Origin of the sequence: Pseudoalteromonas haloplanktis ATCC 14393, from assembly GCF_000238355.1 — a bacterium.
Classification (GTDB): domain Bacteria; phylum Pseudomonadota; class Gammaproteobacteria; order Enterobacterales; family Alteromonadaceae; genus Pseudoalteromonas; species Pseudoalteromonas haloplanktis.
The window spans coordinates 785,100-798,649 of the sequence record NZ_AHCA01000001.1 but is presented as its reverse complement, the minus strand read 5'-3'; the positions used below and the strand labels follow the sequence as shown (position 1 = coordinate 798,649).

Annotated in this window: 7 protein-coding genes and 1 pseudogene; 6 read left to right on the top strand and 2 right to left on the bottom strand. The window is 40.7% G+C overall.

Annotation, left to right across the window (positions count from 1 at the left end; all coding sequences use genetic code 11):
• Positions 1-15: 15 nt before the first annotated feature.
• The 5 genes and pseudogenes from PHAL_RS0103255 to PHAL_RS22755 all read left to right on the top strand — a co-directional run.
• Positions 16-2,895: an insulinase family protein gene (locus tag PHAL_RS0103255; RefSeq protein ID WP_029216001.1), complete on the top strand. Its 2,880-nt coding sequence runs from the start codon at positions 16-18 to the stop codon at positions 2,893-2,895.
• A gap of 124 nt (positions 2,896-3,019) precedes the next feature.
• Entirely contained in the window at positions 3,020-3,538 is a 519-nt protein-coding gene (locus PHAL_RS0103250) for an RNA polymerase sigma factor (RefSeq protein WP_016706982.1), read from the top strand.
• A gap of 12 nt (positions 3,539-3,550) precedes the next feature.
• On the top strand, positions 3,551-3,931 hold the full coding sequence (locus PHAL_RS0103245; protein WP_016706981.1) for a DUF6768 family protein: 381 nt from the start codon (positions 3,551-3,553) through the stop codon (positions 3,929-3,931).
• A gap of 24 nt (positions 3,932-3,955) precedes the next feature.
• Entirely contained in the window at positions 3,956-4,798 is an 843-nt protein-coding gene (locus PHAL_RS0103240) for an alpha/beta fold hydrolase (protein WP_016706980.1), read from the top strand.
• A 50-nt stretch (positions 4,799-4,848) separates the two neighbouring features.
• Positions 4,849-5,094: pseudogene (locus PHAL_RS22755) on the top strand (DUF1287 domain-containing protein); the annotation flags it as partial.
• Between the two features lie 144 nt (positions 5,095-5,238).
• Here PHAL_RS22755 and PHAL_RS24690 read toward each other — a convergent pair.
• Positions 5,239-10,575: a S8 family serine peptidase gene (locus PHAL_RS24690; protein ID WP_016706978.1), complete on the bottom strand. Its 5,337-nt coding sequence runs from the start codon at positions 10,573-10,575 to the stop codon at positions 5,239-5,241.
• A 204-nt stretch (positions 10,576-10,779) separates the two neighbouring features.
• On the opposite strand from PHAL_RS24690, the gene PHAL_RS0103220 reads away from it, so the two are divergent.
• A complete protein-coding gene (locus PHAL_RS0103220) occupies positions 10,780-11,184 on the top strand; it encodes a DUF1801 domain-containing protein (RefSeq protein ID WP_016706975.1) in 405 nt (134 codons plus the stop codon).
• Between the two features lie 90 nt (positions 11,185-11,274).
• Here PHAL_RS0103220 and PHAL_RS0103215 read toward each other — a convergent pair whose 3' ends face one another.
• Positions 11,275-13,455: an OsmC domain/YcaO domain-containing protein gene (locus tag PHAL_RS0103215; protein WP_029215999.1), complete on the bottom strand. Its 2,181-nt coding sequence runs from the start codon at positions 13,453-13,455 to the stop codon at positions 11,275-11,277.
• Between the last annotated feature and the right edge of the window lie 95 nt (positions 13,456-13,550).

Genomic DNA, 13,550 nt, shown 5'->3' with positions numbered 1-13,550 from the left:
GATATACTTCTCATTATGAAAAAAATAATAACGCTAAGCGCAATTGCCCTAGCAGTACTAACTGGCTGTGGCACTACAACTACGTCAGTTTCGCACCAAACCGCACTATTGTCAGATACGTTAATAGTTAGTCCAAATGATACTCGTCAATATAAAACCCTTAAATTGGCAAATGAAATTGAAGTTATTTTAGTCTCAGATCCCAGCGCCGAAAAATCTGCGGCAGCGTTGAGTGTAGGTGTAGGCTTATTACACGACCCAATGAGCCAACAAGGTATGGCGCATTATTTAGAACACATGTTGTTTCTAGGTACGGAGCGCTATCCTGATACCAAAGGCTACTCTGATTTTATGACCAAAAATGGCGGTGCACACAACGCTTACACATGGTTAGATATCACTAATTACATGTTTAAAGTAAATAATGACGCCTATGATGAAGCGCTTGATCGCTTTGCTGACTTTTTCAAATCACCTAAGCTTTACCCGGAATACACAGATAAAGAAAAAAACGCGGTCAATGCTGAGTGGTCTATGCGCCGTGAAATGGACTTTTTTGGCCAGTTTAAATTGGCCCGTAAAATGATGGGCGATCACCCTGCTAATCGCTTTTTGATTGGTAACCTTGAAACGCTTGGTGATAAAGAGGGCAGTTCATTACATAAAGAAACTGTTGATTTTTATAATAAATATTATTCTTCTAATATCATGAAATTAGCAATGATTTCAAACTTGCCATTAAGTGAAATGGAAGCAAAAGCGCAGCAATATTTTGCTGATATAGAAGATAAAAAAATTGAAAAACCTACGGTTACTAAAAAGTTAGACTTTGAAAATGTCGGCGGCAAGCGTGTCCATTATGCGCCAAATGAAGATGTAAAACAGTTACAACTTGATTTTACTATCACTGATAACAGTGATGAATTTGCCGTTAAACCTAATCGCTTTGTAGCCTACTTACTAAGTAATGAAATGCAGGGTAGCCCAGCACAAATCCTGCGTGATAAAGGCTGGGTGTCGCAACTTTCTGCAAGTGCAACACCGACTCATTACGGTAACTATGGTGCGCTGACAGTTGATGTGCAATTAACAGACGAAGGTATGCAAAACCGCGAATTAATCGTTGCGACTATCATGCAATATATTGACCTGATCAAAAAAGAAGGGGTTGATAGTAAATACTTTAATGAAATTCGTACGTCACTTAATAACGAATTTCAATTCTTAGAAAAAGGTGATGAGTTTGGTTATGTAAGCAACCTTGCAGGTAGTATGCAAGAGTACCCAATCAATCATGCTATCAATGCGCCGTATCATTATGCAAAATTCGATGCCGATGCAATCAACCGCGTACTAGCGCAGTTAAATGCCGATACATTACGTATTTGGTATACATCTAAACAAGAAGAAACAGATTCACAGCTGCATTTTTACGATGGTAAATACCGTATTGAAGATATTAGCGCAGCAGAAATTGCAAGCTGGAGTAAGCCAAGTGAGTTTGACCTAGCACTGCCTACAGTAAACCGCCTACTCCCTGAAAGTTTTGCTATTAAAACAGCTGATTTTGAACAACAAAAACATCCGCAGCTCGTATACGATAAAAATGGAGTTAAGGTATGGCGCCAAGCGAGCCAAAGCTTTGCCGAGCAACCAAAAGGGTTAGTTGAAGTGTATGTTAATACACCTGATGCACTGACAGATATCAAAGCAAAAGTGCTGTACTCTGTATGGGCTGATTTATACAACTTACAGCAAAGTAAATTGAGCACAGAAGCGGCTGTAGCGGGTATGAGTGTTGGCATAGAAGCAAGTAATGGCTTAATTTTATCTTTAAGCGGTTTTACTGATAAGCAAGATGTATTGCTTGCGCAAGCGTTGGAGAATATTAATGTACCCGTCACAGAGCAAGGCTTTGCGCAAGCACTTGATCGTTACCAGCGTGGCTTACTAAATGCCCAAAAGCAATTCCCGTTTTATCAAGCGTTTGATGAGTATTCAAAGCTGATCAGAACCGGCAGCTTTGATACGGACGAATTAATTAAAACCGCCCAATCAATTACCCTTGCTGATTTTGAGCAACTTAAGCAGCATACCTTCAACAATAACGAGCTACGTGTGTTTACCTTCGGTAATTACAATCAGCAAGATGTTGAGGCGATTGCGGCAGAGCTGAGCGCAGTGTTACCTAAAGAGCATAAAACAACAGCATTTGCGCGTAGTAAAGCATGGTTGCCTCAGCCTGGTGAAACCATTGTATTGCAAAAAGATATTGATGTAGCAGATGTTGCGATTATTGATATGACAGTGCATCCAGTACCAGGCTATAAACAAAAAGCGCAAGCGCAAGTACTGCAAGATCACTTTAGAACCATCGCGTTTGACAAAATGCGTACTGAAGAACAGCTAGCTTATGCCGTTGGAGCTCTTGCTCGTCCTATTGAAGATTACTCTGCAATTGGTTTGTTTATTCAAACGCCAGTGAAAGGTGCTAAAGAGATGCAGGCTCGTTTCGAGACGTTTAAAAAACAATACGCTGTGGAGCTTGATAATATGAGTGAAGAAACATTTGCTCAGCTTAAAAATGCCACGCTTGTATCACTGAAAGAGCAACCTAAAAACTTAAGTGATGAGATGGGCCCGCTAATTGGTGATTGGTATCGTGAAAACTTTGATTTTGATTCAAAAGAAAAGTTAATCGCAGAAGTTGAAAAAGTAACCCTTGCAGATATCAAAGATTACTACAAACAAACCATGCTTAATCCACAAGCGGCACGTTTAAATGTGCAATTACGTGGTAGTAAATTTGCAGATAAACCATTTGCAGATTTACCAAAGCAAACAAAAGTCACAGACTTACAAATGCACTTTGATAGTATTAAATTGCAAAAGTAACGAAGTGCTTTAAGCGTAAATTTATAATGAGCCCAAGCAATTGCTTGGGCTTTTTTATGAAAAAAATAATTGCGAACCTTTTGCTCAGCTAAACCGTCTTGTAGAAAAGAACTTAGGGAAATACATGAATTCGACGCAAATAACATTAACTGTAATTAGTGCACAGCAAGGAGATAAGTCTGCATTTAATTTGCTATGCAGGCATTTATATCAACCCAGCTTTCTCTTTGCGATGAAGTTATGTAAGCAGACGGATTTAGCCAAAGATATTACGCAAGAAGCGTGGTCTGTGGTGGCAAAAGATATTCGTAAACTAAAAGAACCAAGTGTATTTAAAGCATGGTTATTTAGGGTGGTGTATCACAAGTTTATAGATACAACCCGTAAAAATAGGCATTTGGAGCGTTTTCAGCCTGACAAACACGAACAAGCAAGAGATATGACGAGCAGTAATGAGCAATCTATAGATTTAGTAAAGTTAATAAATAGCCTGCCGGATACTGAGCGGCACAGTGTTTATTTGTTTTATCTTGAGCAAATGTCAATTAGTGACATTGCTTTAATAACGGATGTAGCGGTTGGTACAGTGAAATCACGCTTACATAGAGCAAGAGCACAATTGGCAATAGGCTTAAATGAATAATTGGAGAGAATAATGAATTTAGATGAGAAAATTAAACAAAGTTTACAGGCGGAGCAACACAATTTAGAGTCAGTGCTAGAGTCTGATTCTGGCTTATTTAAGCAACTTAGTGGCATATATCAGGGAAGCATGCGCCGCTGGACTATTTTAGGTACGATGCTAGCTTTTATACTCACAGCTGCCTTTATAATATCAGCGTATCAATTTTTTAATTCCGATCAGCAATTACTTTGGGCTGTGTGTTTTGTGAGTAGTTTAATGATGCAAATTGCAGTTAAACTTTGGCTGTTTATGGAAATGAATCGACAATCAATTATAAAAGAGATTAAGCGAAGTGAACTTGAAATAAAGGAGATGCTCAGTGAGCATTTTGCTTCAAATAGCCAAACCTAAATTGAAATGTAAAAGGAAAATACAATGCAGTTAAGATCTTTAAGTGTTAATACTAATAGCTTTTTGCTACTCACTCTATTTTTATTGTTTGCTGCAAATGCTAAAGCCGCATTTGTGAAGGTAGATGGCTTTGACTTGGAATATGAAGTTGCTGGAGCTGGCAATCAAGTTGTATTGCTTGAGGCTGGAGGGAGTGCAGGTTTAGGTGACTGGGATCCAGTTTTTAACAGCATAGCGAAGCATACGAAAGTGATTCGCTACTCGCGTGTTGGTAATGGTAACTCAACCGCAATTAAACGCCATTTTACGTCAATGGATTATGCTGATCATCTTAGTGAGTTTTTGTTGGCGTTGGACATTTCAAAACCAGTAATACTTGTTGCGCATTCTTATGGGGGGAGTGTCGCGCGAGATTTTGCCGCCAAATACCCGCAGCAACTAAATGCTTTACTTATGCTCGATCCGTCTTCAGAGCATGATGTAGACATATTACGTGCTATAAACTTAGAACAGGGAAATAAAGAAATCGCGCAAATAAAACTAAGTGATATGGCTAATGGAATGTCGAATCAATATTTAGATTTTTGGAGTAAACGGCCATTACCAGATTATCCGCAGATTAAAGATATACCTGTCACCGTTATTGCGTCAGTACGCAAAGTGGCTGAACCGAGTAATTTGTTTTTTACAGACAAGGGCCGATTGATGTGGGGGGAGATGTGGCAGAGTTGGGCAGCTGAGTTCCCCCAAGGGCGCAGTGTATTAACAGAAAAAAGCGGTCATTACATTCAAAATGATGAACCTATGCTGGTGCTTCGAGAGTTAAAGCGACTAATGAATATATTGGATGAGAATAAGCAGTCATGACTGTATAGCTATTGAAGTTTAAAGAACGTTAGAATTTACAAGGAATGACTATGACTTATGTACTTTGGTTTTTGCTGTTATTGTTTTCTGCTTTTAGTTATAGCAATGCATTTACTTTTGGATTGGTAAATGCGGCAAATGATAGAACAACTCAAAACGTACGTTACGATGGAAGTTATCATCGCATTGCTTATCCAAACGGTGACGTACCTGCGAATATTGGCGTTTGCACCGATGTCATTATTCGAAGTTACCGAGCACTTGGCATTGATTTACAACAGTTAGTACAAGAGGAACGGATCATTTTCTGTATGCAGTAGGGTCTTTAGAATAGTGTACAAATAAAAATGCCAGCGACATAACGCACTGGCATTGGTGACAACTAAATTATTAAATACTTAATTGACTGCGCTGCTACAATCACAGCGCAGTTGATAAGCTTACTTGTTAAATTTACGACGTAGTACGGCTGGAATGGCCAGTAACATAAGTAGCAAACCAGAGCTTGAGCCTGAATCTTTGTCTTCTTCAGGTTCAACGGCTTCATCCACCATTACAGTGACACTTTGTTGGCTTTGTAACTCACCATCACTGACAGTGACGATAAATTGATACTCACCAGCTTGTGTCGCATTAAATGTGGCGATTGCTGTATTGCTATTCGCAAGCGTTACAGTATTGCCTGTTGTTTGTTCCCAGTTGTAAGTTAGTTCATCAGATTCAGCATCTTTTGATTGACTTGCATCGAGCGTCACAAAGTTACCAACAGTGGTGTTGGTTCCTTTAGCGATGATCACAGGTGCTGTATTTTCGATCTCAACCGGTGGCTGCTCTTTTTCAACAACGGTGAGTTTTAGCTCTTTGGCAACGGTAAAGGTGCCATCAGTTACGGTTACATTGAATACATATTCACCTAGTTCCGTTGCACTGAAATTTGCTATTGCTTGATCAGAATTACTTAAGGTTACACTCGGACCAGAAACCTGTGTCCAGCTGAAGCTTAATTCATCATGGGTATCGGTTGATTTGCTTGCATCAAGGATTACAACTTCACCTAAGAACGAGTTTTCAGCTTGAACTATTACGGTAGGAGCTGTGTTTACCTTATTCACTGAAAGTACGAATGGCTGGCTTGCTACATCGCCTGTAGAAACGCTATCACGTACATGCAGAATAAGATCAAGTTCGCCTACCGCCCCAATATCTGGAGTGATAGTCACTGTACTGCCAGTTTCATTACCAGAGACCTCATAAGTAATGTGATCACCTTCAATCTCTATTAGGTTGCTTACTTTATTTTTGTCTGTGTAATTTACAGTAAAGCTGACTGGTTGGCCTGCATCAGTTTCCATATCGGCAACTGGTAGCAGTTCAATATTACCAGCTACTTCTAGTTCCACTGTTAAGGTTTCTTGTTCAGCACCCTCTAGACCATTTTTGAGTTCTATAGTGGTTGTTTGACCTGCAGCAGCTTGAGTGACATATCCTTGGAATGCTACATTGAATTGTGACTCTTCAGGACCTGTATAATCCATACATACTACGAGTTCGTCATTTAATACGTCTGTTAAATCATTAAATGCAATACCGTCACCGTAGTAATGCTCAACAGGTGAACCGTTAATGACAGTGCGCCCTGCGTATGACTTAAAGCCGATACTGCCTTTTTCATCTGCCATGCTAAGGTTGTCGTAGGCAAACATCATTTCGTATTCGCCAGGCTCATAATTGATGTTGGTACGTAAGAACACTTCAAAGTCGACAGATTGGCCATCAGTATTACGGCGCTCTACATTATCCCATTCAAGTACTAGCCACTCACGATCACTGGTATAACTAGGTGTAACACCTGCATTGAGGTCATATTGGCCTGATAGAGCATCAAAACGAGTTAATGTGTTATCGCCAACCCAGTATGGTGCAATCATGTGTTCCGGTGTAGGAATACTTGAGCCTGTAGGAAACGGTGTATGCGCTGATGGCAGACGACGAGAGCTCCAATAGATAGCGCCTGCAGGGCTTATTTTTAATGATGTATAGTTCTCAAGGTTAAAGAACGGGAAGCTGACATCTTGCTCTGTATTCATTAGTTCCTGTAATGAAAATTCAAAGCTGTTTGAGTACGTACCTTCAACTTCTACAAGTGTACGCCAGCCATATTGACGTAGATCTAGATAGCCTGGAGTCGGTGACCCTGCCACACGTAAAGAACACATTTCATCTGTGATATTGGTGGTAATTTTATAGTTACGGTCAACATCTTTGGTTGATTCTTGCGTTCCTTCTACATGCCATGTTTGATCATTTACTAGCACTTCACCTGGTGTTGAATGTGATGCAATTACTGATTCTGCTATTAACTCAATACCTTGTGGTAGCGCTAGATCAAGTGCAAAGTTTCGAGCATGTTCAGTATTATTGGCAATCACTTTAACATTGAAATCAACGATATCACCCACTTTTGCTTTATTTTTACTGGCTGTGAAGCTGACATCTTCGTCAATTTGCGACAAGATTAATGGGATAAAGCCAACATTTCCTATGTCACTAGGGTTTGAGCCAATATCTATGCCGCCAAAGTAGATTTCGCCTATTTCCATCTCTGGAATGCTGTAACCAACGTCTATGGTGTAATCTTGATAACCTGATACTTTCTCTGGCGCACTTACTGTGATGTTACCTGCATCAGTGCTTAAAACGGCACTAGCAACGCTCACTTCACGAGGATCAGAATTATACACATTCGAGACTAATGTCCAATATTGACCTTCCTCTGGATCGTGGATCGCACAGGTGTTTGTTACAGTGTAAGCTGTGGACATACAAAGTATTTCATCCCATGAAGGAATGCCATCACCATTACTGTCTTGTCCCATAAAAATAAGTTTACGTTGAGTATCATCACCAATTATTTGGGAAATGATAAGCGGCGTATTCTCTGGTACTGTACTGAATGTAACTAATACTTCATCTAGATTATCAAACGGATCATTTTCAGTTGAATCTTTTTGTAAAACTTTTGTAGCGATATCAGCTTTTTGAAAACCATAACTCTTGCTTGCAAAATCAGTTATATCACCTGTTATCATAGGGCCAATTGTTTCTACACCTGATGTACGATGTGCTTCAATCGTGACAAAGTCAGGAAGACCCGTATCGCCATTGTAAGTCCAAACAGGTAATTCAAGTTTTGGTGATTCAGCCTTTTCTGGCGTAAGTACAAGCTGCCCTTGATTACCGATATAATCAACTTGGCCTGTGATACCTGGTGCGCGAATAGTTTTTGCCGTTACTATTAGAGAAACGGTTTCTCCCTTTTTAACGGTAAATTCGCTTGGCGTAACCTCTATTTCAAATCCATCAGTAAAGGCGTCAGTTGTTACTGCCCAGCTACCATCTTCAGTAGCTTTAAAAGTACGTATCCACTTACATTCATCAACACAGTCAGTGTTAACCATATAAGCCGTATTTAAGTTTTCAACAAAGCCGCCTAGATTTGGATTAGCTTCTTTCATGTTTTCCATGCTTTCATCAAGCACAAGGCCCACTTTATCAGCAAGATCAACATGCATTCTACCTGCACCAGATTCACCCATTGATGAGTTATAGCCACTCGACTCAAAACTAGCTAAGAATTTAGACGAATACAGATCATTGCTGGCAGTCATTAATAATGCTGATTGGATTTCAAGTGGTGACCAATCTGGGTGAGACTGCTTTAATAGCGCTGCGGCACCTGCAACATGCGGGCTTGCCATTGAAGTACCTGACATCATCATCCATTCGGCAGTCCCAGGGTTCGCAGTGAAGGGTTGATCGGTTGAACCAGGCGCGTAGATATCGACTCCTGGTGCGGCAATGTCGACAAATAAGGTGTTTAGGCCAAAGTATGAAGGCCCTTGGCTTGAAAAATAAGCAAGGTTATGGCCATCAACGTCTTCGATTTCTGCAGCCGTTGGTGTGATAGTGGCAATATGACTATCACCTGTTGAGAGCCAAGTAAGTATGTCTTGGGCGTCTGTGTTTTTGATGTGTATCGCCGGGATTGGGTGCGGGACATCTGGTAAAGCTGCGGAGTCATAAAAACTTGATTGATTATAGATTATTAATCCTTCAGCTCCCCCTTTAGCAACGTTAACACCTTTGTAATACAATGGATTAGAGCTACGTTTACAGACTACAATTACAGCTTGCTCAGACTCGTCAATCTCTGGAGTGGCTGGATCATCAGGAAAATCAAATGTACCTTCTGGGTATTCTTTATCACAGTTAGCGACCCAAGGCTTAATTGTTTCATTTGGATTGTCAAAGTCAGCAGCATTAACGACTAATCCTGTTAACTCATCAAAGGTGATTGAACGTCCGCTAATATCAGATGGAGCAGCCGTATCTCCACCTGTCATGTTGGTTAAAGATTTATCAGCATAAGCTATACGGCTACTAGGTGTACTTGCTGCTACAGTCGTTAACCAAGGAGAAGAGTGATCAGCACTCATTATTTCAGGGCCGTTGTTACCAGCTGCTGCTGCAATGAATATCCCGCTCTTTGCAGCGTTAAAAAAAGCTTGCTCGATTGGATCTGTCCACGGGTCTTGCTCTAGACCACCAATTGAAAAGTTGATCACATCTACATTATCTATTGCTGCTTGCTCAATGGCAGATATGATTGCAGTTTCAGGACAACCAGAGTATGGATCACCCGCACTACCAGCAAAACATGCTTGGTAGGAAATTAGGTTAGCGTGTGGAGCCATTCCAGACACTTGCTCAAATTCTAAATTAGTTGGAATACCATTACTTTGTGTTACAGCTTCCGTGAGCAAGTATTTTTGGTTATATAGAATATTACCTGCTGAAGTACCTGCAACGTGTGAACCATGACTATGGTAATCCTCCCCATTTTCTGGACGAGACTCTTCATAAACTGGATCTGAGTAAGTTGAGGTGATTTCAGGGTAAGAGTATACGCCAATGAGCTTGCTATTACATAACGAAGCGTTAGCTTGGCAGTCCCCTAAATAATTGTCAGCACCGAGCGGATTGATGTGCTGATAACCGTCACCTCCAACGGCAGCAAATGAAGGGTGATCGGTGTTAATACCTGTGTCAATGATACCTACAACTATTCCTTCACCTAAGTTTTTACCTGTGCCAGATGCTGGCATAGCCCATACGTCATGTGCACCTGTTTCTTCAATCGTATTAAACGTTTGTAACTGTTTTAGTTCTGAGCGCTTAATATGTTTTACGCCAGGAACTTTAGCAAGCTGCTGTGCTTGCTCTTGGGTCATTCGAGTTGTAAAACCATTGAGTGCCACGGTAAAAGAGCGCTCAGATTGAACACTTAAACCTTGTAGCTTTTGCGCGTTATTAAGCACAGTTGTTTGTTGCTGTTGTAAATAGGTTTGGTATTGAGCCAGCGCTGTTTGATTTAAGTCCAGTGGGCGATTTGAAGAGCGGGCTGCTTGTACAAGGCTTTTAGTCGCTGTATGACCTGCTATACCACCGTCATAAGAGGTGATAGGGGCGTCTTCCAATTGTACTATATAGGTATGTGTTCCTGTGATATCTTTTTCGGCTTTAAAAATCGTGTTTTGTTTTTTTACTTGTTGATTGAGTTTATTTGGCCAGTTTAATTCAGGTTGCGCTTTAATTTCAGTTTGACTTGTAGGGGCTGCCCACTGCTCATTATTGTTATTAACATCACTCGCAGTTGCAGCTGAGGCAGCATAAAGTGCGCTCGTAACGACTACGGCAATTTTAGTTTTGTTAAACATAGAAACTCCAAAATGATAAAAGGATGCTATGAAATAATTCAAAAAATAATCTGTTGATGAAGCGTGGTTATGTATTTGATGAATATTCCAGCGACGTTATTATCACTAAAAGTTTTCAATCTGGCATCAGTGTGATAACAAATGATACACAATGATACATTTGTTTCGATTGGTGTTTGCTCTGGCTACGAAGGATACTTATTAATGGATAAACGGGTAAAACAAAAATTCACCACTTACCCAGCAGCGGTTGCTGTGATATTGGATGAAGTAAGAACGTTGATTTTTCAGGTCGCGAAAGAGCAGGGTATTACTGAACTTGAAGAAACACTGAAATGGGGTGAGCCGAGTTATATTTCAAAAACTGGTTCCACAATCAGGTTTGACTATAAAGACAAAGCACCGCAGCAATTTTGTATTTACTTTAACTGTAACACTACGCTGGTGGAGACATTTAAGGAATTGTACGGTGACACCTTTGTCTATCAAGGTAATCGTGCTTTGGTGTTTGAGTTACAGCACGCATTACCGATAACAGCGCTTGCGCATTGTTTATCGCAGGCTTTGCGTTATAAAAAAATAAAGCACCTGCCAATGCTCGGTGCTTAAATAAGTGATTAGCGCGGCATAAAGCCGAGCCTACGTCAGGTATGGGGTAAGCACTTAACGTAGGCGCGAGTTTACCTCGCGCTCACACTGTTATTTAGCGCTTGCTGCGCGTGCGGCGTGTAGTTTTTTGTAGCTATCAATTAAGCGCTGATGACGCTCTAACCCTTCAAGTTGCATATTGGTCGGTGTTAAACCGTAGAACAATACATCGCCATTGATTGAACCTACCACAGCATCCATGACTTCTTGACCAAACATGCGAGTGAAGCTATGAATATAGTCTTCAATTTCTAAGTCTTCGCTCAGTGCCACTTCGAGTGTGGCGTGCATGGCTTGATAAAATAACCCGCGTTCAACGGTGTTGTCGTTAAACTGTAAAAAGGTTTCAACCAGTTCCATTGTGGCTTCTAAATCACCCAGTGCTAAATAGATAAGCAATTTAAGCTCAAGAATCGTTAGCTGGCCCCAAACTGTATTTTCGTCAAACTCAACACCAATTAAGGTGATGATATCGATGTAGTTATCCAATTGACTTTCTTCAAGTCGTTCAACTAAATCGGCTAGTTGGTCTTCATCTAAGCTGTGCAGATTTAAAATGTCTGCACGGTATTTTAGGGCTTTGTTGGTGTTATCCCAAATTAAATCTTCGACAGGATACACTTCTGAATAGTCAGGTACTAAAATACGACAAGCGGTGCCAATATCTGAAAATTCAGCAATGTAGGCTTCTTTTCCTAAATCTTTTAAAATGCCAAATAGGCTTGCGGTTTCTTCTTCATTAGTGCCTGAAAAATCCCACTCTACAAAGTCATAATCGTGTTTAGCACTAAAGAAACGCCATGAAATTTTACCTGTTGAATCAATAAAGTGTTCAACAAAGTTTTCAGGCTCAGATACTGCCATACTGTTAAAGGTTGGTTTTGGTACGTCATTTAACCCTTCAAAGCTGCGACCTTGTAATAGCTCAGTTAAGCTGCGCTCAAGGGCTACTTCAAAGCTTGGGTGCGCACCAAATGAAGCAAACACACCACCGGTTTTTGGGTTCATTAAGGTAACGCACATCACAGGAAATTGACCACCCAGTGAGGCATCTTTTACTACAACTGGAAAGCCTTGCTCTTCTAGCCCTTTAATACCGGCAACAATGCCAGGGTATTTAGCAAGTACCGAGTCAGGCACATCGGGTAAGACAATTTCTTGCTCGATAATTTGGCGCTTAACGGCACGCTCAAAAATTTCAGATAAACATTGTACTTTTGCTTCAGCAAAGTTATTACCTGCGCTCATGCCGTTACTTAAAAATAAGTTTTCAATCAAGTTTGACGGAAAATACACGGTTTCGCCGTCAGAGTGACGCACATACGGGATAGAGCAAATACCGCGCTCAACATTGCCTGAGTTAGTGTCGATAAGGTGTGAGCCACACAGCTCATCTTCAGGGTTATAAATGCTTAGCGTGTAGTCGTCTAAAATGCCTTCAGGCAGTGAATCGTCATCGGTGAGCTTAAACCACTTTTCATTTGGGTAATGGACAAACTCACTGTTGGCAATTTCTTCACCAAGGAATTGATCATTGTAGAAAAAGTTACAGTTTAAACGCTCGATAAATTCGCCAAGGGCAGAGCATAATGCGCTTTCTTTAGTGGCACCCTTACCATTGGTAAAACACATTGGTGAGGCCGCATCACGAATATGCAGAGACCATACATTTGGTACGATATTACGCCACGATGAAATTTCAATTTTCATGCCTAAGTCGGCCAAAATCGCGGTCATATCAGCAATAGTTTGCTCAAGGGGTAAATCTTTACCTAGGATAAAGGTGCTTTCGCTACCTTCTGGTTTTGCCATCAGCATGGCTTGTGCATCGTTATCGAGGCTTTCTACTGCATCAATTTTAAACTCAGGCACAGTTTGAATAACACGCTTAACGGTACAGCGGTCAACCGAGCGCAAGATACCGGTACGGTCTTTTTCAGAAATGCTTTCAGGCAGTTCAACTTGAATTTGGAAAATTTGGTTGTAACGATCTTCCGGATCAACAATGTTGTTTTGCGCAACACGAATGCCATCGGTCGAGATATCACGGGCATTACAATACACTTTTATAAAGTACGCAGCACATAAAGCCGACGATGCTAAAAAATAGTCAAAAGGACTCGGCGCAGAGCCATCGCCTTTATAACGGATTGGTTGATCCGCAATGACTGAGAAATCGTCAAACTTAGCTTCTAACCTAAGATTATCGAGAAAATTAACTTTAATTTCCATTGAGTTGGTCCACCTTAGTGCGCACTAATAAGCTAGGCTTGCAGGTGTTTGCGCTAGACTTAGTCAGTGTATTTTCATTTAGCTGCAATTATCCG

Bases quoted from the DNA above. Each gene is read 5' to 3' on its own strand.
- PHAL_RS24690 (WP_016706978.1), bottom strand. From the start codon at position 10,575: ATGTTTAACAAAACTAAAATTGCCGTAGTCGTTACGAGCGCACTTTAT.
- PHAL_RS0103215 (WP_029215999.1), bottom strand. From the start codon at position 13,455: ATGGAAATTAAAGTTAATTTTCTCGATAATCTTAGGTTAGAAGCTAAG.
- PHAL_RS0103240 (WP_016706980.1), top strand. From the start codon at position 3,956: ATGCAGTTAAGATCTTTAAGTGTTAATACTAATAGCTTTTTGCTACTC.
- PHAL_RS0103250 (WP_016706982.1), top strand. From the start codon at position 3,020: ATGAATTCGACGCAAATAACATTAACTGTAATTAGTGCACAGCAAGGA.
- PHAL_RS0103245 (WP_016706981.1), top strand. From the start codon at position 3,551: ATGAATTTAGATGAGAAAATTAAACAAAGTTTACAGGCGGAGCAACAC.
- PHAL_RS0103220 (WP_016706975.1), top strand. From the start codon at position 10,780: ATGGATAAACGGGTAAAACAAAAATTCACCACTTACCCAGCAGCGGTT.
- PHAL_RS0103255 (WP_029216001.1), top strand. From the start codon at position 16: ATGAAAAAAATAATAACGCTAAGCGCAATTGCCCTAGCAGTACTAACT.